Source organism: Cellulosimicrobium sp. EB106-03-01-XG111 (assembly GCF_058792115.1).
Window position 1 is genome coordinate 1 of sequence record NZ_JBYTEQ010000034.1, and the last position, 23,268, is coordinate 23,268.

Here is a 23,268-nt window from a genome sequence, read left to right on the forward strand (position 1 = left end):
CCCCCCCCCCCCCCCCCCCCCCCCCCCCCCCCCCCCCCCCCCCCCCCCCCCCCCCCGACCTGCGGTTCTACCTCGGCGGGGTGGTGTCAGCCGCAGGTGTGGGCAGCGACGGCGACGTCGTACGTGGTGGTGACCGGGGCGCCGTCGAGCAGCGCGGTCCCCGTGACCGTGGCCGTGCCCGAGGGCACGGAGACCGCCCTCGTCGCGAACGACTGGTAGGCGTTCGCCCCCGGCGCGACGCCGGTGACGGTCTTCGTGCCGTACGGGGTCGTGAGCGTGACGTCGGCGGGCACGTCGCCCGCGTTCGTCGCCCGCACCGCGACGTAGACCTTGCCCGCGAGGCACCGCGGGGTGGCCTCGACGGTCAGCTCGACCGCCGGGGCCGGCGACACCTCGACCGGGTCCACGCTCTCGAGCGTCGGCACGACCTTCTGGATGAGGCCGTCGGCGCCGAACGTGAGGCGGTCGATCGTCGTCTCGCGGTTCGTCCCGTTGCCACCGGGGATCGCGAACCGGTGGTACGCGATGTACCACTCGTCCGTGCCCTCGACGTTGAGGATCGAGCTGTGCCCGGTCCCGAGGATGCCCTGCGAGGCGTCCTTCTCGAGGATCACGCCGCGGTACGTCCACGGGCCGTCGATGCTGTCCGACGTCGCGTAGCCGACGCGGTAGTTCTCCGAGCCCGTGTCGTCGATCGAGTACGTGAGGTGGTAGACGCCGTCGCGGTAGTTGAGGAACAGGCCCTCGCGGAAGTCGGTCAGGCCGGGGATGCGCCGCAGCGTGTCCTGCTTGATCGACGTCATGTCGTCGTCCAGCTCCGCCATGACCGGGCCGTTCGACGGCCCGCCGTTGCCCCACAGGAGCCAGAACTTCCCGGTCTCCGGGTCGCGGAACGCGGCCGGGTCGATGGCCTGGCCGGACGTGACCGCCTCGCCGTTGGTGATCATCGCCGTCGGCTGCGCCGTGAAGGGGCCCTCGGGGCTGTCGGCCACCGCGACGCCGATCGTCTTGCGGTCGTACGTCGGGTTGTGGCCCGAGAAGTAGAACCAGTACTTCCCGTCGCGCTCGATGATGGTGGGCGCCCACGCGTTGCCGGTCGCCCACGGGACGTTCCCGTCGGCGCCGTCGAGCGTGAGGAACGGCTGCTCCGAGCGCTCCCACGTCACGAGGTCGGAGGACTTCCAGACGTAGAAGTCCTTGCCGCCCCAGCCCGGCGTGCCGTCGGTCGTGGCGTAGAGGTAGAACGTGTCGCCGAACTGCGCGATGTTCGGGTCGGCGTACGTCCCGGGGAGCACCGGGCTGCCCATCTGCTTCGCCTGGACCGTCCACGTGCGGGAGGACCCGTCCGGCCCGCTCACCGTGTACTCCACGGGCTGCGTGAGGTCCTGCACCGAGCCGTTCTCGGGCGTGACGGTCGCGCGCGGCGAGACCGTGAGGACCGGCGCGAGCGCCGAGACGTCCGTGCCCGGCTCGACGGCGAGCGTCACGGTCGAGCTCGCCCCGTCGACGATCGCGGGGACCTTGAGCGCGTCGAGCTCGGCGCCCGTGACGGCCGTGTGGTCGGCCCCGACCTGGTAGACCTCGTCGGCCGTGAGCGCGCGGTCGTAGATCCGGAAGTCGCGCACCGAGCCCTTGAGGTAGCGGTCGCCCGAGTACAGCGAGCGACCGATGTAGTTGGCGAGCGTCGAGCCGTTCCCGATGTCCTTCGGGTCGATGGTGACGCCGGTCTGGCGACCCACCTCGACGCCGTCCTCGTAGAGCACGGCCGTCGTGCCGGACAGCGTGTACGTGAGGTGCTTCCACACCCCGCGCTGGAGGTTGGCGTTCTTGGTGACGGTCTGCTCGGTGGTCCAGTTCCCCGTCGCGATCGACGTGCGGTACGCGTTGCCCGTGGTGAAGAGGTACCCGTCGCCCGCCGTGCCGCTCGTGTTGCCGAGGCCGTAGACGAAGTACGGCGTCGCCTGGTCGGTCGCGACCTTGACGTCGAGCCCGACCGTGACGTCGGTCAGCCCGGCGAGCAGGTGGTCGGGCAGGTCGACGTAGTCGTCCGTCCCGTCGAGCCGGACGCCCTCCCCCGTGCCCGAGAAGGCCGCGCCGTTGATCAGCGTCGCCGGGCCGAACGACGACCCCGGCGCCGAGTTCGCGGCCGTCGTGCCGCTCGTCTCGTCGAGCGCGTAGCGCACGACGAGCCCCGGGATCTCCGTCGTCACCTCGACCGCGACGTACGCGGTGCGCGACCCGTCGGCCGTCGTCGCCGAGACGAGCGCGTGGCCCTCGCCGACGCCCGTCACGACGCCGTCGGCCGAGACCGTGGCGACGTCCGCGTCGTCCGACGCCCACGTGATCGCGCGCGCCGTCGCGTTGGCCGGCGTGACGGTCGCGGTGAGCTGCCGCGTCCCGCCGACGCCCACCTCGAGCGACTCGGGGGTGACGCTCAGGCCCTCGACGGGGACGACGTCGTCGGTCACGGTGACGACCGCGCGGGCGCGCACGCTCACGCCGCCGCCGAGCGTGCCGGCGACCTCGAACGAGCCGGCCTGCGCGTACGACGCCGGGTCGACCGCGTCCCACGTGACGTCCGCCGACCCGGTGGACCCGTCCGCGAAGCGGGCCGTGACGGCCGCCGGGAGCACCGGCGCGGAGCCGGTCTGGACGGTCACGGCGACGTCCTCGACGGACTCGACGAACGCGTCCGGCTGGTACGTGCGCAGCAGGCGGTCGTACTCGGCCTGCGTCACGGGGAGCACCGTGCCGTGGCGCGGGCGCGACGGCATCTCGTAGTCGGTGGACATGGTCCACTCGGCCGCGTCGAGCGAGGTCGACTCGAACGGCACGTAGCCGCGGCCGCCGAACTCGTCGATGAAGAGGTACCACTTCTCCTCGGTGTTCGACTTGAAGATCGTCGGGCCCTCGCCCTGGTTGATCCCGCCGCCGAGGGAGTTCGCCTTGCCGATGCAGTCGGTGATGAAGTCGTAGTCCGTCGAGCGCAGCTCGGCCGCCTTCTCGGCCAGGATGAACTTGGAGCACGGCGTGGACGACGTGTTGTTCCGCTCGTCCTTGGTGAAGCGGTAGTACTGGCCGTCGTGCTGCGTGACGGTCGAGTCGATGACCGAGTAGCCCGGGTCGACCCACACCTGCGCCTCGCTGAACGTCACGAAGTCGCGCGTCGTGGCGTACATCATCCGGTTGTAGGTGTTGCCGGTGTGGCCCGGGTCGTCCTCCGCGTAGAGCTTCGAGGCCCAGAACACGACGTACGCGCCGATCGTCTCGTCGTAGTACGCCTCCGGTGCCCACGTGTTGCCCGCGGTGTCGGGCGAGACCTGCACGAGACGCTGGTCGGTCCAGCTCACGAGGTCCGTGGACTCCCACACCATGATCGACTTCGAGCCCGTGCGCTGGGACGCGTCCCAGTTCCCGTTGCCGTAGATCTTGAGGTCGGTGGCGATCTGGTAGAACTTGTCGCCCTCGGGCGACCGGATGATGAACGGGTCCCGCAGGCCCTTCTCCCCCAGCTCCGACGTGAGGACGGGCTGGTTGTCGTTGAGGTTCTGGTACTTCAGCGGGTCGTTGCCCTGGCTGAGCCCGAAGTAGACCTGCTCGCCCGTGGCGGTGCCCTCGCCCACGAAGTAGGAGAACAGGTAGCCCGCGAGGTCCTCCTGCTCGGGCAGCGGCGGGACGTGCGCCGCGAGCTCGCGCGTCGCGGTGGCCGCGCCGACCGTCACCGTCGCGGTGAGGGTCACGGTCTCGGCGTCCTCGCCGTGCGCCGGGCGCGTCACCTCGCCCGTCGGGGCGATCGTGCCCGACGACGACTCCCACGTCACGCTCGCGCCGTGCAGGCCCGTGGTGGGCAGCGTGAGGTTGCCGCGCACGTCGTCGAGGTTCGTCACCTCGAGCGCGGCGGCCGCGGCGTCGGCCTTGGCCTGGTCGCCGTCGCCCGGCAGGACCGTGACGTCGAACGTCCGGGTCTCGGTCGCGCCGCGGAGCGTCACCGTGGCGGTGAGCGTCGCGGTCGCGGGCTCGTCGCCCGCGGGGCGCGTGACCGCGCCGCTCGCCGAGACGACGCCCTCGTCGGAGCTCGACCACGCGACGGCCGAGCCGCCGACGCCCTTCGCCGGGAGCGCGAGGTCCGTGGCGACGGCGCTCGTGTCGCCCAGGTCGAGCGCGGCGGCGTCGGCCGCGACGGCGTCCTGCGCGGCGTCCGACGCGAGGTCGGCGACCTCCTGCGCGGTGAGCGCGCGGTCGTAGAGCCGGAAGTCCTTCATGCGGCCCTTGAAGAGGTTGTCGGCCGCGTAGGCGGACTTCCCGAGCGCGTTCGCGGTCGTCGTGCCGCCACCGATCGCGCCGGGCGTGATCGTCACCGCGGTGTTCTGCCCGACCTGCGCGCCGTCCTCGTACAGGCGCGCCGTGCCGCCCGCGAGCGTGTAGGTGACGGTCTTCCAGACGCCGCGCTGGAGCGCGCCCGCGGGAGCCTTGGCCGTGTTCTGCTCGCGCCCCCACGCGAGGTCGGAGATCGTCGCGCGGTAGTTCGCGTTGCCCGTCGAGAACAGGTAGCCGTTCCCGGACTGCGGGGTCCCGACCGCCGGGTTGCCGAGGGTGTAGAAGAAGTAGTTGCCGCTCAGCGACGTGTCGACCCACACGTCGGCGCTCACCGTGACGGCGTCGTAGCCGGCCAGGAGGTCGTCGGGCAGGTCCACGTGGTTCGCGCCGCCGAACGTCAGACCCTGGCCCGCGCGCCACCCGCCCCCCGAGCCGACGAGCGTCGCGTCGAGACCGTGACCCGACGCGTCGTGCGCGACGGTGCCCTCGGTCTCGTCGAGCGGGAGCCAGAGCCGCAGACCGTCCGCGGTCGGCTCGGCCGCGGCGGGGACCGGTGCGGGCGCCGCGGGCATCGGGCCGGCGGCCGCCGCGCCCACGGGCGCGAGCGGGGCGACGAGCGCGAGGCCGAGCAGCGCCGCGAGCGAGCGGCGTCGGCGGCGGGCGCGGGGCTCCGCGGGCGTCGGGGGTGGTTCGTGGCGTGAGGTCATCGGTGACTCCTCGTCGTCGTGCCCGGCGTCGGCGCCGGTCGCGGGTCCGCCGTCGGACACGCGTGTGAACGCTAACATGTGAGCGCAAACATGCCTAGGGACCCTCGGGCCGACAACGATGTCGAAAACGGGGCGACGCCCCTCGGACGCCGACGGCGGCCCGCACCACCGGGTGTGGTGCGGGCCGCCGTCGGTCGTGCGGGTCGTCCGGCGTCAGCCGCAGGAGAGGTCGCCGTAGGCGGCCTCGTGCGCGGTCTCGACCGTGGCGCCGTCGAGCACCGCGGTGCCCGTGGCGGTCGCGACCCCGGCCGCGAGCGACGCGGACCGCGTGGCGAACGACTGGTAGGCGTTCGCCCCCGGCGCGACGTCGCGCACGACGCGCGTGCCGAACGGGGTGACGAGCTCGACGTCGGCCGCGACGTCGGCGAGGTTCGTCGCGCGCACCGCCACGTAGGCCTTGCCCGCGAGGCAGCGTGCGGACGCGGTCACATCGAGCTCGACGGCCGGGCCGGCGGCGTCGGCCGCGAACTCCCACGTGTCCACCTCGACGAGGTCGACGCCCGCGGGGCCGGCGAACGTGAAGTACACGTCGTGGACGCCGCGCACGCCCTCGAGGGCGGCGGTCACGTCCGCCCACTCGCCCACGGGGGTGTCCAGGTCGAGCGTGCCGACGACGGCGCCCTCGCGGTCGTCGAGGCGCACCTCGACCGTGGCGCCCTCGACGAGCGGCTTCACACGCGCCGTGACGCTCGCGGCACCGTCGCCGAAGTCGACCGACGACAGCGCCGACCAGTCGCCGGCGTCGACGTCGCGGACGACGAGGTTCGGCGCCTGCGTGCCGAACTGCGCCGAGCCGCCGTCGGTCTTCGCGGTGGTGAGGCCCTGCTGCCACGCGAACGTCTCCGCCTCGAGCACCCGGAACGGGTCGAGGTCCTTGACCTGGTCCACGCCCGCGTAGTCGCCGACCACCTGCTGGACCGTGCCGTCCGCGTTGAACGTCAGCTCCTGGATGTGCGGGCTGCGGTAGCCCTGCGTGGTGCTGCCGTTGATGCGCTTGTTGAGCGTGGGAGCGTGGTACGTGAAGTAGTACTTGCCGTCCAGCTCGAACACCGACTGGTGGTTGTTGCCGCCCGTGCCCGCGCCGAAGAACTGCGACTGGTTCGGGAACATCACCCCGGCGTACGTCTCCTTGGGGAACGACATCGGGTCGTCGGAGATCATGTAGCCGATCTGCCCGCCGCCCGGGTATCCCGGGAGCGTGGCCTGGTTGCCGCCGAAGTCGTTGCCGCCGAAGTGCGACGAGTACGACAGGTAGTACTTCCCGTCACGCTCGAAGACCTGCGCCGCCTCGAACGCCACGGGCGCGTCCACGACGGCCGCCGTGCCCTGCGTCGAGACCATGTCGTCGCCGAGCTCGATGACGCGGATGTTCTTCGGGTTGTTGAACCGCTCCGCCGCGGGCATCGACGTCGACGCCGGGCCACCGCCGAAGTAGAGGTACGCGCCGTCGTCGGTGACGAGCGGCGCCGGGTCGAACTTCCAGGCCACGGCCTCGGCGCCCGGGGTGCGCCCGTCGATGAGCGTGCTGTCGCGCTCGCTCGTCCACGGCCCGAGCGGCGAGGCGCCCGTGATGACGTTCGACGACCCGCCGCCGTTGGCGTAGTAGAGGAAGTACTTGTCGACGCCGTCGACCGTCTTCTTCGCCATGCCCGGCGCCCACGAGTTGTTGGTGAAGGGCGCGACGCCCTGCGGCCCCGCGACCTGGATCTCGCCGTGGTCCGTCCAGTTCACCAGGTCCTCGGACGAGATGAGCGTGATCTGGTTGATGCTGCCGTAGTTGATCTGCGGCGAGACGCCCGTCGCCGGGTCGGGCGCGTAGCCCTGGGTGTCGTTCGTCATGTACATGTACACGCGCCCGTCCTCGACGAACCCGAACCCGTCGGCCCCGAACTTGTGGGAGATGAGCGGGTTGTGCTCGCCGGGCAGCTTGCCGAGCACCTCGATCGTCTTCGAGGGCGGCCCGGGCGGGGCGGCGCCGACGACGGAGACGTCGTCGAGCACGAAGTCCATGAGGTGCGTCGCCGGGTCGGCGGACGGGTTGCTCGTCCACGGCGTCTCGAAGAACAGCCGCGCGGTGCCGACGTTCTGGTCGGCCGGGATCGTGAACCGGCCGTCGAACGTCGCCCACTGGCCCTTGGTCGCGGTGACGCTCACCAGGTTCGTGTACGTGCCGCCGCCGTAGTGCATCGTGGCGAAGAACTGCTTGGAGGCCGGGGCCGCGGCCGCGTCGTACCGGATCTTGGCGGTGAGCTCGTACGTCTCGCCCGCGCGGACCTTGCCGCTGAGGTCCTGCATCGGACCGGAGCCGGTCGTCGCGCGCTCGGTGGTCAGGGCCGCGGCCTCGCCCGCGAACGCCTGGTCGGTGGTCGACAGCACGGCCGTGTCGGTCGCGTTGCCGTTGTTGACGAACCAGCCGGTCGTGCCGTCCTCGAAGCCGCCGTTGACGACCAGCTCCTCGTCCGCGGCGTACGACGGCAGCGCGGCGAGCGACGCGGAGAGCAGCGTCGCGAGCGCGGCCCCGGCGACGGCGCCGCGCAGGCGACGTCGTCTGCGGTGGTGCGTGTCCATGGATCCTCCTCGATCGATGTGTGTCCTGCGCGTCCGCGCACCGTGCGCGGACGGTCGTGCCCGACGGCGGTCCCCGCCGTCGTCCTGCGTCCCCCTCCTCTCGCGCCGGCCCGGCGCAGCCGGGGCGGCCCGCCGGGTCAGCCGCGGGTCAGCGGCCGAACGGCACCGTGCGGGTCGTCGTCGCCGCGTCGGGCTTGCGCGTGACGGTGACCGTGACCTCACCGGCAGGTGCCTGCGGGCGCCGCGTGGCGAACGCCTGGTAGGCGCTCGCGCCGGGACGCACGTCGGCGAAGGTCCGGCTGCCGTACGGCGTGGCGACCACCACGTCCACCGGGACGTCCTCCTCGTTCACGACGCGCACGGCGACGTAGTCCGTGCCGGCGAGCGCGCGCAGGCTCGCCTCCGCCGCGAACGCGACGTCGGGGGACGTCGTCGGCTCCAGCGACGCGACGGCGAGCGCGAGCGCCCGCGCGGGCGCGTCGGCCTGGTTCTGCGTCGACGGCGCGGTCGTCGACCGCGCCCAGGCGAGGGCCTGCTCGACGGCGGCCCACGAGCCGGCCGTGTAGCCCGCCGGGTCGAGCCCTTCCGCCTCGGCCACGACGGCGTCGAGCGCCGTCCGGTCCGCGCCGCCGTCGGCGTCGAGCACGTCGCTGAGGAGGAAGTGGTCGAAGTCGACGTGCCCGCCGGTCTGCTCCTTCGCGTAGGAGAAGAGGCCGAACCGGTAGCCCATGAAGTGGGACAGGCTCCAGTCCATGACGAGCGGCCCCTGGCGCGGCCCGAGCGGCTGCCACGTGCGCCCGTCGAGGCTGAAGGAGTACTGCACCCAGAGCTGGCCGCCGGGCGAGGCGAAGTCCGCGTCCGCCTTGAGATGCACGTCCGTGCGCTCGCCCAGCGGGACCTGCGACCCGGGGACGAACGACTCGACCGCGTCGCGGTCGATCGTGTCCGTGAACGGCTGGAGCCGCGTGACGAGGCCGAGCGTGCGCTCGCCGTCGACCTGCTGGACGCCCGCGTACGCGAAGCTGCGGCCGTAGACGGCGAGGCCGGCGACGTCGCCGTCGAGCATCCCCGACACGTCGAGGCGGGTCTCCGCGGAGGCCGTCGGCCCGAACGTGCGCTGGCCGAGCGTGTTGCGCGCCTCCTCGAGGTAGGTGAGGTCGCGCCCGGGCGCCTTGGTGTACTCCGCCTCGCCGGTCACGACGTGCCCGTTGGTCAGGCGCAGCCAGCCTTCGCGGTCGGTGAGGGACCAGTAGCGGTTGTCCGGCGCGTGGTTCCACTGCCAGGCGAGGTCGAGGTCCGAGCCGTTGTAGGACACCTCCTCGAGCGTGGGCGTCTCGACGTCCGGCACGCGGCCGACCACGGAGACGTCGTCGAGCAGGTACTCGACGCTCGACGACGGCGGCTGCGGGTTGCCCCACGGCGTCTCGACCGCGAGCTTGAAGGTCCGGACGTCGGCGTCCTGGGGGACGGTGTAGGTGCCCCGCACGGTCGTCCACTCCCCCGGCGTGGCGTTCGCCCACGCGAGCGTGGTCACGCCCGCCCCCCGGTCGCCGACGAGGTTGAAGCGGACCTGCGCCGGCCCGGAGGCGTAGCGGACCCGGGCCGAGACCTCGTAGGTCACGCCCGCCTGGATCTTCCCGCCGAGCTGCTGGTTCGGCCCGGAGCCGTTGAGCGTCCGGCCCGCGACGCGCAGCGCGCCCGCGCCCGACGCCGCGCCGCTCGTCTCGCGCGACAGCGTCGCCCCGAACTGCGCGGCCCACGGCGCGGTCCCGGCGTCCTCGAACCCGGGGTTGGCGACGAGCTCGACGCCGAGCAGGGACTCGTCGTACGTCGGCGCGTCGGGGACCTCCCAGACGGTGTCGCTGAAGGCGCGGTGCTCGGCGTCGTTCGCGAAGTCGTCGGAGGCGACGATGCTCTTCAGCCGCTCCCGGCGCTCGGTCGCCTCGTCGAGCACGATCGGCTTGGCGAACGTGTCGCCGACGCGGACGACGCCGTCGTCGCCGAACGTCGGCCAGCCGTCCTCCCACGTCGCGGGGATGAGCGCGGGGATGCGGCCGAGGGGGTAGGTGTCGCGGAAGAACATCCCCCACCACTCGTAGCCGCCCGCACCGTCCGGCACCTCGACCAGCCCGCCCTGGGCGAAGCCGTCCGAGTTCAGCGCGCTGCGCGCCTCGTACGGGTTCGAGCCGTCGGCGGTCTCGTAGCGCCCGAGGAGGTGCGGCGAGCGGAAGAGGACCTCCTGCCGGTTCTGGCCGCTGGGCCACGTGATGATCGCGACGTAGTACTCGCCGTCGATGTAGTGCACCTGCGCGCCCTCGAACAGCCCCCCGACGAACGGCTCGCCCGCGTAGTCCGCGGCGCCGAAGATGTTCGGGAAGTCCGCCTCGATCGCGGTGAGGTCGTCGTTCAGCCGGACGGCGCTCGTCGAGCCCGAGCCGTAGAAGATGTAGGGCGTCCCCCCGTCGGCCTCGTCGAAGAACAGCGACGGGTCGTGGAACCCCCGGCCGAGCGCGGTGCGCTCCCACGCGCCGTGCTCGACGTCGTCCGTGCGGAAGAGGTACGACCCCCCGAGGTCGTTGGTGTTGAACACCACGTAGAACGTGCCGTCGCGGTAGCGCAGCGAGGACGCCCACTGCCCGTTGCCGTAGCCGTTCTTCCCGTTGCGCAGCGACGACACGTCGCCGACGCCGAGCCGGTCGTAGACGTAGCCGACGATCTCCCAGCTCACGAGGTCGTACGACTTCATGATCGGGGCGCCGGGGGCCAGGTGCATCGTCGTGCTGATCATGTAGTAGAGGTCGCGACCCTCGTCGTTCTCGGCCGCGGGGACGCGCGTGACGCTGATGTCCGGGACGTCGCTGCGCAGGAGCGGGACGTCGTACGTCCCGTCGCCGCGGTCGGTCGTGGTGAGACCGGTGAGGGCGGTGGCCGTCGGGGGCTCGTCGTCGGCCGTCGTGGCGGCGTGCGCCGCGGGCAGGCTCGCGCCGAGCGCGAGCACGCCCGCCACGATCGTCGCCGCGGCTCGTCGTCTCCGGTGTCTGCTCATGTCGTTCCTCCTCGTCGAGGTCCTGCTGCCCGGGGGTTCATCTCCGCGATATCGATGTCGGTACCGATATCGACAACCGGTGCGTCGCTGCCGTGCGGCGTCCTCGCGGTCCGTCGGACCGACCGCGAGGACGCCGGTGCAGCGCGCGGGTCGCTCAGCCGCAGGTCCGCGGCTCGATGTCGACGTCGTGGGTCGTGGTGACCGGGGCGCCGTCGAGCACCGCCGTCGCGGTGACCGTCGCGATGCCGGCGGGGACCGTCGTCGCGCGCGACGCGAAGGACTGGTACGCGTTCGCGCCCGGGGCGACGGCCGTGGACGACCTCTCCCCGTACGGCGTCGCCAGGGTGACGTCCACGGGGGTGGCGCCCGTGTTCGTCGCCCGGACCGCCACGTAGGCCTTGCCGGCGAGGCAGCGCGACGAGACCTCGACGTCGAGCGGGACGACGGCCGTGGTGCCCGGCACGATCTCGACCCGGTAGGTCGTGGCGGTCTCGTGGTCCTGCGCGACGCCGACGACCTCCACGGTCCGGGCGCTCCCGTCCGCGGGGAGGGAGACGGTGCGGCCCTGCGTGTCGTCGACCAGCACGCCGTCGACGCGCACGAGGCCGCTGGGCACGTGCGGGTCGGCGTCGAGCACGACGCTCGTCGTGCCCGCGGGGACGGTGAGGGTGTAGTCCGTCACCGCCGGGTCGAACGCAGGGGCGAGCGACCCGGTGTCGAACGCGAGCGCCGCGAGCCCGGGCGCCGCGTCGTACGACGCCGCGCGGTCGACCCGGACGCCGAACACGCCTCCGGCCCAGCCGCCCGTCGCCTGGAAGCGGACGGTGACCACGGGGATGCGCTCGCCGTCCTCGTCGAGCACGTGCTCCCCCGCGCTGTCGACCTTCCAGCGCGTGCCCTCGCCGATCTCGAGGTACTTCGCCGGGAGCTGCGTCGTGTCGACGTAGAACCCCTGCTCGTCCTTGGTCGGAGCGTTCGCGACCGTGGTGATCGTCTTCAGCTTCTCGTCGTTGACGTACACGTCGAAGACGCGGCCCTGGTCGCCCGAGTAGAGCGTGACGCCCAGGTGGTTCGACGCCGAGGCCGGGTCGACCATGAGGTCGTAGCTGAACCAGCCCGTGCCGTTGGCGTGGCGGAACTGGCGGCCGGAGAACGTCCCGACCGACGACCCGCTCTGCTTGAGGTTCTTCGCGTTCTCGAAGTTGTTGTTGTCGAAGCTCGTCAGGCTGTCGACCGTGCGGTCGGCGTCGCGCAGCGCCTGCTTGGCGCGCAGGATGCGCTCCTGCGACGCGGCGGAGTCCGGCTCGTCCAGGTTGAGGTAGAGCCCGTACGTCACGTCCCAGTTGGTGTGGTGGGGCGTGAGGACGAGGTCGCCGCCGTCGGCGGTGTTCTGCAGGCGCAGCTGGACCCGGCCCTCGGCGTCGTCCTCGACGCGGACGAGGTTCTCCGCGATCCGCTCCTTCCACTCGTCGGCGCCCATGTTCGCCGCCGTGATCGTCGTCTGGGCGTCGGAGTCGCGCGTGGAGGAGCGGACGAGGATGCCCGTGCCCTGCCACGCCGGCTCGGGGACCTCGCCGAGGTTCGCGGAGAGCACGACCGGCCCGTACCGGAAGGCCACGAAGTACGGGTTGTCCGGGGTGTCGACGACGGACGTCGCCATCGGCATCGTGTACCGGACGACGTCGCCCGCGGCGACGGGCAGCACCACGTACCCGCGCGAGACGTCCGGCTCGACGGCGGAGCCGTTCACCTCCAGGGTCGGGTCGCCCGCGATCCACGACGGCACGCGCAGGCGCAGCGTCGCGTCCTCGGCGACGGCGCCGCCGTCGAGCGCGTCGACGCGGAACGTCACCGTGTCCTCGTTCGGCAGGTTCGCCTCCTGCGTGAGCCGCAGGTTCTGCTCCGCGTGCTCGACCGTCGAGGAGAAGAACATGTTGACCCACACCGAGCCCTGGCCGGTGAAGTAGATCGAGTCGCCGAGCTTGGAGAAGCTCTCCATCCCCGTCCCGGTGCAGCACCAGAACTCGGTGAACGGCAGGTTGTAGACGCGGTGGTAGCCCGACGCCATGGGGTTGAAGTACGTCGTCGTCCCCGTCTCCGGGTTCTGCGACGCGAGGATCGTGTTGATGAAGGTGTTCTCGTAGTAGTCGGCGTACCGCACGTCCTTGCTCAGCGTGAAGAGCTCGCGCGCGAGCTTGAGCATGTTGTACTCGTTGCACGTCTCGGCCGTCTCCGCGTTGCGCGCGGTGCCTTGCTCGTCGGCGCGCTCGTGCAGCGACCCGGGCGCGTGGAAGTGCTCCGCCTGGCTGTTCGCGCCGGTGACGTACGTGTGGTCGCGCACCACGATGTCGAAGAAGTTCTCCGCCGCCGCGAGGTACATCGGCAGCTCGTCCTTCTCGGCAGGCGTGAGCAGGTCGTAGTAGGCGGGGTTCTGCGTGAACACCTGGTAGCGCTTGAGCGCGCCGAGCAGCTTCGGGATCTGCGTGTTCGCGTGCTTGCCGGGGAGCACGTCCTGGCCCGCGGCGAGCTGACGGAAGAACGTCACCTCGTCGAACGCCTCGGCGGCCTCCTTGATCCGGACGTCGCCCGTGAGGTCGAACAGCTCGTACAGCGCCTCGTTCATGCCGCCGTACTCGGTGCGGAGCATGACGTCCGTGCTCGGGAGCTTCGCCACGCGCCCCTGGACGTAGAGCCCGAAGTCGGTCGCGACCGCGAGCGCCTGGTCCCCGACGGGGCCGTCGACGTGCTCGGCGACGTCGAGCAGGCCGGCGAGCACCTTGTGCAGGTTGTACCAGGGCACGATGACGTTCTCGTCGGACGTCCCGGTGCCCTGCACCTGGTCGAGGATCGACTCGCGGAACGCGGACACGTACCCGGCGGAGCCGGGGTGCGCGGCGGCGTACGCGTCCTGCACGCGCGCGAGCCCGCCCACGCCCTCCTCGATCTCGGTGAACAGCGCGTCCTTCGTCGCCTCGTCCTGCGTCGACGACCACGACATCGCGAGCGCCGAGAGGTAGTGGCCGAACGCGTGGCCGCGGAAGTTCACGGCGTTGCTGCGCTCCCAGCCGCCGTACCCGGCGGAGGTGGTCGGCGTCAGCCCGCCGACCTTGTAGAACTCGTAGAGGAACGTCTCGGAGTCCAGGCTCAGCAGGTACTCGTGCTCCTTCGCGGCGGCGTTCTGGAGGAAGTCGTCGGAGAGCAGCACCGACGGCAGCGCGGTCTCCTCGAGCGGCGTCTCGTCGACGAGCGCGGGCACGACGACCTCCAGGTCGCGCGTCACCGGCTCCCCGTCGAGGTACCGCACCGTCGCGGTGAGCGTGACGTGCGCGTCGTCCTCGCCGATCGCCGGGCGGACCACGGTGCCGTCGGTCGCGACCACGTCCGGGTGCGACGACCGCCACGTCACGGTCGACCCGCGCGAGCCGGTGGTCGGGAGCACGAGCGCGACCGTCGCACGCTCCGGCAGGGACAGCGCGTCCGCGTCGTCCTGCGCGATCGCGTCGCGGTCGACCGTGCGGCCGCCCTCCTCGTACAGCCCGACGACGTCGCCCAGGTCCGCGACGGCGTCGTACAGGCGGTAGTCGTCGAGCGCGGCCTTGAGGTAGGCCCCGTTGTACTGCGGCCCGTTGAACCCGATCGTCTTGGGCAGCGCCGGGTCGGAGCGCAGGACGCCGGTCGCGTCGCCGCCGACGGCGTTCGCGACGGCGGACGGCACCTGCTCGCCGTTGCGGTAGAACGCGACGGCCTTCGTCGTGTGGTCGTACGTGACGACGACGTGCGTCCACTCGTCCGCCGGGAAGAACGCCGCGCGGTCGGAGCTCGCGACCCGCACCTTGTACGGCTGGCCCGACGCCGGCCCGACCGACAGCGCGAGCGGCACCGTGTCCGACTCGGACGACACGTACCAGCCGTCGGAGTTGTAGGCCCGCTTGTTCCAGGTGATGACGTGCTCGCCCGACAGCTTCCCGCTGGGCTCCACCCAGAACGACAGCGTGAGGTCCTCGGGCTGCAGCGCGGTCGACGACCCGAGGTCGAGGTAGGTGCTGCCGCTCAGGCGCAGGGCCTGCCCCGTCCCGTCGACGCCGTCGACGTAGGAGTAGCCGGTCGGCGCGGAGCCGGAGTGGCCGCGCAGGGCCACGGGGTGCGCGAGGGGGCTCGCGTCGGCGACGTCGCCGTCGAACGCGAGGTCGAGGACGGGCGCGGGCAGGGCGTCGGCCGCGACGGCGGTCGGTGCCCACGCGGTCACGGCGAGCGCGGCGGCGGCCGCCACGGCCGCCAGCCGGGCCGCGCCGCCGGGTCGACGGCGGACGCCGTCGGTCGGTCGGGGGTGCATCGGTGCTCCTCAGGTCGGCGCGGGCGTCGTCGCCCGCGCGTCGGGACGTGCGGTGTCGTGCGGTGTCGTGGCGAGGGCGGCCCGCGCGGGTGGCGCGGGCCGCGCCCTCGTGGCCCGCCGGACCGGCCACGAGGGAAGCGGGCTCCCGCGAGGTAAAACCGGCGGTCGCGAGGTAGAGCGCGCGGGCGTCTACCTCGCGACCTGCGGTTCTACGTCACGAGGTCAGCCGCAGTCGAGCGCGTCGTAGGCGACGTCGACGGTCGAGGTGACGGGCTCGCCGTCGACCACCGCCGTGCCCGTGACGGTCGCGGTGCCGGCCGGGGCCGACGTCGCGCGCGCCGCGAACGACTGGTACGCGTTCTTGCCGGGCGCCACGTCCGCGAACGCCTTCTGCCCGAACGGCGTCGCGAGCGTCAGCGCGACGGGGACGTCCTCGCCGTTCGTCGCGCGCACCGCGACGTACGCCCTGCCCGCCAGGCAGCGCGGCGCGACCTCGACCGCGAGGTCGAGCTCCGGGGCCGCCTCGGACGCGTGCAGCCGGACGAACGTGATCGAGTGGGCGGGGAACTCGTAGGAGAACGCCTCCCCCACGCCGGTCAGCGTCCGCTCCACCGGGACGACCCGCTCGGGGTCCGCCTTGGTGTTCGTGTCCGACGGCGCGCCCACCATCTCGGTGACCGTCGCCTGGTCCGCGATCCCCTCGGCGCCCTCGACGTGCACCTGCGTGCGCGCCGCGGTCGCGGTGGGGTTGACGACCTTGACGACGACGTCGCCCGTGTCGTCGTCCCGTGTGACGACCTGGTAGAGCGACTTCGTCGACGGCTGCTCGTAGGACATCTGGAGCTCGCCGTCGAGGTAGAGCTCGATCGTCGAGCCCTCGACGACGACCTTGACGTGGTACGGCTGACCGGCCTCGATGCTGTGGTTCTCGACGGCCTGCACCTCGTTGGCGCTCCCGCCCGACGCGCGCTGGAGGGCCTGGCGCGAGTTGTTCCACCCGCCGAGGTTCCACCAGTAGTAGTCGTTCGGGCCGCCCGCGGCGAAGCCGACGAGGAAGCCCTCGGCGCCCGACGTCTTGCGCGCGTCGAGCTCGAGCGTGTAGCTCGACCAGTCCTTCGCGTACGCGCCGGCCACGATCGACCGGGCGTCGGTGACGTTCGTCGCCGACTGGACGTACGCGCCGTCCTGCGCCGCCCACGTGCCCGACTGCGGCTCCCACTGCGACGCGCCCGACTCGAAGTCGTCCGCGAAGAGCACCTCGCCGCTCGCGTTGTCGGTCACGCGCACGTTGTCGTACTGCGCGGCCGTGTTCCACGTGGAGAGGAAGACGCCGCCGTCGAGCGTCGCGTCGGCGGGCGCCGGGCCGGCGTGGGTGCTGGGCACGACCTCGTCGCCCGCGTTCGCGGAGAACAGCTGCTGGACGTAGTAGTTCACCGAGCCCCACGACTCGTCGTTGTCGAACCAGATCGCGTCGGGCGACCACTGGACGTACGACTCGTTGGCGAGCAGCGGCGCGTACGACGCGAGCCGCACGACGTCGGAGTTGCGCTCGAGACCCGTCATGAAGGCGGCCTCGGACAGCGCGTTGGCGAACGTGTTGCCGCGCGACGCGTACTCGCCGAGGAACACGTGCGGCCCCTCGCGGTCATAGGAGTCGTAGCGCTCGTCGTTCTCGAGGAACCACTGCGGGTCGTTGTAGTAGTGCTCGTCGACGAGGTCGACGTCCTGCTCGCGGTTGAACTCCCAGAGCTCGTCGAAACGCTGGCCGGTGTCGTCCGGACCGGAGTTCGAGATGATCTGGACGTCCGGGTAGGCGGCCGCGACCGCGTCGCGGAACGCCGGGAAGTTGGCCTCGAACGTCTTCGTGTTCTCCTCGTTGCCGAGCCCGAGGTACTTCAGGCCGAACGGCTCGGGGTGGCCCAGCTCGGCGCGCACGGCGCCCCACTCGGTCGTGGCGTCGCCGTTCGCGAACTCGACGAGGTCGACCGTGTCGTCGACCCAGCGCTGGATCTGCGCGGGGTCCTTCATCTCGGGGATGGTGCTGCCGCAGCCGTTGGCGCCGACCGACACCACGGGCAGCGGCGTCGCGCCGAGGTCCTCGGCGAGGAGGAAGTACTCGAGGTAGCCGATACCGTACGACTGGTTGTAGCCCCAGAAGTTCCAGTTGGTCGCGCGCTCCTCGACCGGGCCGATCGTCTCCTTCCACTGGTAGGTGCGACGACGGTCGGTGAAGCCCGACTCCTCGTACGTGCGGAACGTGCCGACGTTCGTCACGCAGCCGCCGGGGAAGCGCAGGAACTGCGGGTCGAGCGCGTCGATCTTCTCGGCGAGGTCCTTGCGGAGCACGGACTTCCCGTTGACCGGGCCGACCCACGTGTCCTGCGGGAAGAGCGACACCTGGTCGAGCGCGAGCGTGCCGGCCGCGCCGGAGAGCAGCGCGAGGCGCCCGGCGTTCGTCGTGCCGGTCGCGGTGAGCGTGACGTCGTACTTCTTCCACGCGTCCGAGCCGTCGACGGCGACCTGGCCGGTCGCGTACGCCGTCGTCCCGGCGGCGTCCTCGACCCGCACCGTGACGGTCTGCGCCGTCGCCGAGCGCGCCCAGACGGAGAAGTCGTAGGACTCGCCCTCCTCGACGAACAGCCCCGTGTTGTACCCGGCGTTGCGCACCCCGGCACCCGCGGCGGTCGTCGTGAGGTTGAGGTAGGTGCGGTTCGTCGCGTTGAGCCGCCCGGCGTCGTTCACGACCTGGGTCGTCGCCGTCGCGCCGCCACGGTTCGCGGCGCTCCACGCCGTGAGCCCGGTGAACGACCCGTTGTCCTGGTTGGTGAACTCGAACGACCGGTTGCGCACGAGCTCGGCGTACAGGCCGCCGTCGGCCGCGTAGTTGATGTCCTCGTAGAAGATGCCGTAGAGCTCGTCGCTCATCTCCGTGCGCTCGCCGGCGAGGTCCACGGTGATCTCGTGGTCGGCGCTCGTGGCGGGCGTGATCGTGAGCTTCGTGGCCCCGTCGCGCGGACCGAGGACGAGCGCGCCGTCGGACGCGCGCACGCCCGCGTACAGCTCGGGGTCCGCCGCGCTGCGCAGCCAGACCGTGCCGCCGCCCGCGTCGGTGAGCCGCAGCGCCGTCGCGTCCGCGCCCGCGGCCCCGAGGGAGAGCCGGGACGCGCCGGAGACGACGACGGGCCGGTCGCCGACGGCGAGCGTCACCGGGGACGTGCCCTCGGCGCCGTCGACCGCGGTCGCCTCGAGCGCGACCGTCGTCGCGGGGCGCTCGTCGTCGAGGGCGAGGCCGTCGTCGGTCGCCACGAGGTACCGGGCGTCCCCCGGGCCCGCGAGCGTGAACGCGCCGTCGGGCACCTGGTCCGCGCCCTCGGCGGCCTGGACGGCGACGTAGTCGAACGCCGCGGTGTGCGCCGCGCCGCTCTGCGCGGCGAGCGCGTAGAGGCCCACGTGCGTCGTCGGGAAGTCGACGGTCACCGAGCCCGCGGGCTGCCACGCGGTGCCGTCCCAGTAGGTCGTGGCGATCGTGTCGCCGGTGCGCTGCATGCGCAGCGTCTCCCCGGTGGAGCCCGGGCGGTCGGTGAAGGCGGCCGCGCTGAAGACGCCGCCGGTCTCGACGTCGTTCTCGATCGCGCGGCCCGACGGCGAGAGCTCGCCCACGAAGGTCAGGCCGGACCGCACGTAGTTGTCCATGTCCTGCCACGCCACGAGGCCCGCGCCCTGGTAGACGGACGTGACGGGCGCCTCGAGCCGGGTGACGACGGTGAAGTCGCCCGCCGGCACGTCGAGCAGCACGACGTTCTTGGCGCTGTTCGCGTCCTGGTAGGTGTCGCCCGGCTGCGAGGTCAGCGTCAGCTTCCCCCCGGCGACGGACAGCGCCTCGGGCACGGGGTTGACGACGGTCCAGTCGGGACCGAGCGCGGCGCCGTCGAACGCGTCGACCCACGCGCCGTCGGGCAGGTCGGGCTCCGCGGCGGAGGCCGGCAGCGACGTCGCGAGCGCGACCGTGCCGACCATGCCCGCCACGAGGGCGACGGCGACGGACCGGCGGCGCGCCGGTCTGCGCCGGGTCGTGGGAGGGGACGGGTGAACAGGCTTTTCCATGGGGCTTCCTCTCTTCGTCGAGAGACACGCACCGTTGCGTGTGAGCGTTCACAAGTTCGGCCCGAGCCTAGTGTGAGCGCTCACATTCTACAAGGGCGGCGTCATGACACCGCCGGTCGGGCGTACGCCCGAACGACCCAGGGGTGCCGGCCCCCGTCCTGCTCCGGTGACCCCGGGCCGTCGGCCCGGGCAGACGGCCGCGGCACCGGCCGCGCCGCGGGCGTCACGAGGACGGCCGCGGCGGGGGCCGGTGCCGCCGGCTCACCTCCGTCTGACGACGAGGACGCGCTGCAGGATCACGAAGACCAGCAGCAGCACGCCGATGACGATCTTCGTCCACCACGAGCTCAGGGTGCCCTCGAACGTGATGATCGTCTGGATGAGGCCCAGCACGAGCACGCCGAGCACGGACCCGAGCACGAAGCCCGTCCCGCCCGTGAGGAGCGTGCCGCCGATGACGACCGCCGCGATCGCGTCGAGCTCCATGCCGACGCCCGTGAGCGAGTAGCCGGACCGCGAGAACATCGCGAACAGCAGGCCGCCGATGCCGGCGCACGTGCCGCTCACCACGTAGACGAGCACCTTGGTGCGCGCGACGGGCAGGCCCATGAGCATCGCCGACTGCTCGCCGCCGCCGATCGCGTAGACGGTGCGGCCGAACTGCGTGTAGTGGAGCACGTAGAACGCGATCGCGACGACGACGAGCGCGATGATGACCGCCGTCGTCAGGCGCCAGCCGTCGCCGATCTCCTGGCTCCAGCCCGCGAGCGCCACGAACGACTCGTTCGTGATCGGGATGGACTGGAGGCTGATGACGTAGCACAGGCCGCGCGCGAGGAACATCGCGGCGAGCGTGGCGATGAACGGCTGGATGTCGAACACGTGGACCATGAGCCCGACGGCGAGCCCCAGCACGGTGCCGATGAGGACCGCGATGACGAGCACCACCGCGACCGGCCACCCGCTCTGGAGGAGCGACGCCGTCGTGATACCCGACAGCGCCACCACGGCGCCCACGGAGAGGTCGATGCCGCCGGTGAGGATGACGAAGGTCATCCCGACCGCGAGCACGATGAGGAACGAGTTGTTGATGAACAGGTTGGAGATGACGCGGGCCGAGAGGAAGTTCTCGTACCGGCTCCCGCCCACGACGAGCATGAGCGCCAGCACCGCGAAGGTGCCGAGGACCGGGAGGTAGCGCCGGTCGAGGCGCACGCGGCTCGTGAGTCGCTCGGTCATGGTCGGTCGGCCTCCGGGGGCGGCGGTCTCGGCGCCCCGGGGGTCGGGCGGAGAGGTCGGGGCAGGGGTCTGCACGGCGGACATCAGGCGCTCACCTCCGCGGCCGCGGCGGCCGTCGGGGCCGCGCGACGTCGTCGGGCGGCGACCAGGTCGCGCACCTTCGGGGACTGCGCGAGGCAGACCGCGATGACGACGATCGCCTTGAACAGGGGCGTGACGGACGGCGAGATGCCGAGCATGGTCACCGTGAGGGTGAGCGTCTGGATGATGAGGACGCCGACCAGGGTGCCGGAGAGCGAGAACTTCCCGCCCGCGAGCGACGTGCCGCCGATGACGACGGCGAGGATCGCGTCGAGCTCGATGAAGAGCCCGGCGTTGTTGGCGTCGGCCGCCATGGTGCTCGAGGAGATCATGAGGCCGGCGAGGCCCGCGAAGAGGGCGCACACCGCGTAGACGGTCCAGATGATGCTGCGCGCCTTGACGCCCGCGAGGCGGCTCGCCTCGGGGTTGATCCCGACGGACTCGATGAGCATGCCGAGCGCGGTGCGGCGGGTGAGGAGCGCGACGGCCGCGAAGACGATCCCCGCGAGCACGACCGCCACGGGGACGCCGAACCAGAACCCGGACCCGATGGACTTGAACGGTGCGCTGTTGACCGTCGTGATCTGCCCGTTCGTGATGAGCATCGCGACGCCGCGGCCGGCGGTCATGAGCACGAGCGTCGCGATGATGGGCTGGATCCCGAGGACGGAGACGAGGAACCCGTTCCACACGCCGAGGACGAAGGACAGCGCGAGCGCGATCCCCACGGCGACGAGGACGGTCGTCAGGCTGTCCGGCGTGGGCGACGACGCGATGAAGCTCAGCGCGACGGCCCCGGAGATCGCGACCACCGCGCCGACCGACAGGTCGATGCCGCGCGTCGCGATGACGAGGGTCATGCCGAGCGCGACGAGCAGCAGCGGCGCACCGTTCTTCAGCAGGTTGACGAGCGACCCGAAGAGGTGCCCGTCCTGCAGCCGGATGGACAGAAAGCTCGGCCGGTTGACCGTGTTGACCGCCAGCAGCACGACCAGCGCGACGATCGGCCAGAAGAGCCGGTGCTGGACGACGCGCTGCCAGGCGGGTGCCGTGGTGCTCATGACTCCTGCCCTCCGCTCGCGATGAGCTCGACGACGTCCTCGACCGTGACGTCCTCGTCGTTGGTGATCTCCGCGACCTTGACGCGGTCGCGCATGACGGCGATGCGGTGGCTGAGCCGCAGCACCTCCTCGAGCTCGGCCGAGATGAACACGACCGACATGCCCTCGCCCGAGAGCTGGGCGACGAGCTTCTGGATCTCGGCCTTCGCCCCGACGTCGATGCCGCGCGTCGGCTCGTCGAGGATGAGGAGCCTGGGCGCCGTCGCGAGCCAGCGCGCGAGGAGCACCTTCTGCTGGTTGCCGCCCGAGAGGTTCTTGATGAGCGCGTCCGGGTTGGCGGGGCGGATCGCGAGCGCGCTGATGTACTTGTCGACGATCTCGTCGACCTGCTTGCGCGGCAGGCGCCGGGCCCACCCGCGCTCGGCCTGGAGCCCGAGCACGATGTTCTCGCGGATCGTCAGGTCGCCCACGATGCCCTCGGCCTTGCGGTGCTCCGAGGAGAACGCGATCTTGCGCTGCATCGCGCTGCGCGGAGTGCGCAGCCGGGCGAGCGCGCCGCCGATGCGGACCTGGCCGCTGTCCGCGCGGTCCGCGCCCGCGAGCAGGCGGGCGAGCTCGGTGCGGCCCGAGCCGAGGAGGCCCGCGAGCCCGACGACCTCGCCCGGGTAGACGTCGAGGTCGAACGGCTGCACCGACCCCTTGCGGCCGACGCCGAGCGCCTGGACGAACGGCGTCGCCTCGCGGTCGGCGACCGAGCGCTTGGGCGCCTCCTCGAGCTCCTCGAGCACCTCGAGCGAGGTGCCGATCATCTTGGAGACGAGCTCGAGACGCGGCAGCTCGGCGGTCACGTACTCGCCGACGAGCCTCCCGTTGCGCAGCACGGTCATGCGGTCGGAGATCTCGTACACCTGCTCGAGGAAGTGCGAGACGAAGAGGATCGCGACGCCCTCGTCACGCAGGCGCCGCACGACGGCGAACAGCTGGGCGACCTCGTCCGCGTCGAGGCTGGACGTCGGCTCGTCGAGGATGAGCACCTTGCACTCGACGACGAGCGCGCGGCAGATCGCCACGAGCTGCTGCACGGCGAGGGAGTGGCTCGAGAGCGAGGACGCCGGGTCGATGTCGAGGTTGAGACGCGCGAGCATCTCCCCCGCCCGACGGCGCGTGGCCCGCCAGTCGATCGCGCCGAGGCGGCGCGGCTCGTGGCCGAGCATGATGTTCTCGGCGACCGAGAGGTTCTCGCAGAGGTTGACCTCCTGGTACACCGGCGAGACGCCGGCGGCCTGGGCCTCGCCCGGGCCCGAGAACGTGTGCTCGGCGCCGTCGACGAGGATGCGACCGGAGTCGATCGAGTAGACGCCGGTGAGCGCCTTGATGAGCGTCGACTTGCCGGCGCCGTTCTCGCCCATGAGGGCGTGGACCTCTCCGGGCCGGAGCGTGAGGTCGACTCCGTCGAGCGCCTTGACGCCCGGGAACTCGATCGAGATCCCGGTCATCTCGACGACGGGCCGACCGTCGGGGACGGCGGTAGTCATGGGTGACCTTCCGTGCAGCGGTGGCGACGGGGCTGCCAGGCCCCGGGGCGCCTCAGGACGCCGGCGACGTCGGCAAGCCGGCGGTGGTGCGTCGGCCGCGCGCCGGGGAGACGGGCTCTCCCGGCGCGCGACCCGTCCGTGGTGGGGGGGGGGGGGGGGGGGGGGGGGGGGGGGGGGGGGGGGGGGGGGGGGGGGGGGGGGGGGGGGGGGGGGGGGG

Annotated in this window: 8 protein-coding genes; all 8 read right to left on the reverse strand. The window is 72.1% G+C overall.

All coding sequences use genetic code 11. The features are described 5' to 3' along the window. Window positions 1–86: 86 nt before the first annotated feature. Window positions 87–5,024: a family 43 glycosylhydrolase gene (locus AC3WT4_RS19690; protein WP_492316283.1), complete on the reverse strand. Its 4,938-nt coding sequence runs from the start codon at window positions 5,022–5,024 to the stop codon at window positions 87–89. Between the two features lie 213 nt (window positions 5,025–5,237). Continuing rightward, window positions 5,238–7,652, reverse strand: a complete 2,415-nt coding sequence (locus AC3WT4_RS19695) for a family 43 glycosylhydrolase (RefSeq protein WP_492316284.1) — start codon at window positions 7,650–7,652, stop codon at window positions 5,238–5,240. Window positions 7,653–7,800: 148 nt separating this feature from the next. Further along, on the reverse strand, window positions 7,801–10,698 hold the full coding sequence (locus AC3WT4_RS19700; RefSeq protein WP_492316285.1) for a beta-xylosidase family glycoside hydrolase: 2,898 nt from the start codon (window positions 10,696–10,698) through the stop codon (window positions 7,801–7,803). A gap of 154 nt (window positions 10,699–10,852) precedes the next feature. Further along, window positions 10,853–15,031 carry a beta-L-arabinofuranosidase domain-containing protein gene (locus tag AC3WT4_RS19705; RefSeq protein ID WP_492316286.1) on the reverse strand — a complete coding sequence of 1,393 codons (4,179 nt, stop codon included), beginning with the start codon at window positions 15,029–15,031 and terminating at the stop codon, window positions 10,853–10,855. A gap of 222 nt (window positions 15,032–15,253) precedes the next feature. Beyond that, the gene (locus tag AC3WT4_RS19710; protein ID WP_492316287.1) at window positions 15,254–19,135 is read right to left on the reverse strand and encodes an alpha-L-arabinofuranosidase family protein; all 3,882 of its coding nucleotides are present in this window, start codon (window positions 19,133–19,135) and stop codon (window positions 15,254–15,256) included. 261 nt (window positions 19,136–19,396) lie between these two features. Continuing rightward, the gene (gene yjfF / locus AC3WT4_RS19715) at window positions 19,397–20,374 is read right to left on the reverse strand and encodes a galactofuranose ABC transporter, permease protein YjfF (RefSeq protein ID WP_074809335.1); all 978 of its coding nucleotides are present in this window, start codon (window positions 20,372–20,374) and stop codon (window positions 19,397–19,399) included. 83 nt (window positions 20,375–20,457) lie between these two features. Continuing rightward, window positions 20,458–21,516 (reverse strand): ABC transporter permease, encoded by a 1,059-nt coding sequence (locus tag AC3WT4_RS19720; RefSeq protein ID WP_108048306.1) that lies wholly within the window; start codon window positions 21,514–21,516, stop codon window positions 20,458–20,460. Beyond that, window positions 21,513–23,051, reverse strand: a complete 1,539-nt coding sequence (locus AC3WT4_RS19725; RefSeq protein ID WP_257416664.1) for a sugar ABC transporter ATP-binding protein — start codon at window positions 23,049–23,051, stop codon at window positions 21,513–21,515. The genes AC3WT4_RS19720 and AC3WT4_RS19725 overlap by 4 nt, the downstream gene beginning before the upstream one ends. Window positions 23,052–23,268: the final 217 nt, after the last annotated feature.

Bases quoted from the DNA above. Each gene is read 5' to 3' on its own strand.
- AC3WT4_RS19700 (WP_492316285.1), bottom strand. From the start codon at position 10,698: ATGAGCAGACACCGGAGACGACGAGCCGCGGCGACGATCGTGGCGGGC.
- AC3WT4_RS19725 (WP_257416664.1), bottom strand. From the start codon at position 23,051: ATGACTACCGCCGTCCCCGACGGTCGGCCCGTCGTCGAGATGACCGGG.
- AC3WT4_RS19695 (WP_492316284.1), bottom strand. From the start codon at position 7,652: ATGGACACGCACCACCGCAGACGACGTCGCCTGCGCGGCGCCGTCGCC.
- yjfF (WP_074809335.1), bottom strand. From the start codon at position 20,374: ATGACCGAGCGACTCACGAGCCGCGTGCGCCTCGACCGGCGCTACCTC.
- AC3WT4_RS19705 (WP_492316286.1), bottom strand. From the start codon at position 15,031: ATGCACCCCCGACCGACCGACGGCGTCCGCCGTCGACCCGGCGGCGCG.
- AC3WT4_RS19710 (WP_492316287.1), bottom strand. From the start codon at position 19,135: ATGGAAAAGCCTGTTCACCCGTCCCCTCCCACGACCCGGCGCAGACCG.
- AC3WT4_RS19720 (WP_108048306.1), bottom strand. From the start codon at position 21,516: ATGAGCACCACGGCACCCGCCTGGCAGCGCGTCGTCCAGCACCGGCTC.
- AC3WT4_RS19690 (WP_492316283.1), bottom strand. From the start codon at position 5,024: ATGACCTCACGCCACGAACCACCCCCGACGCCCGCGGAGCCCCGCGCC.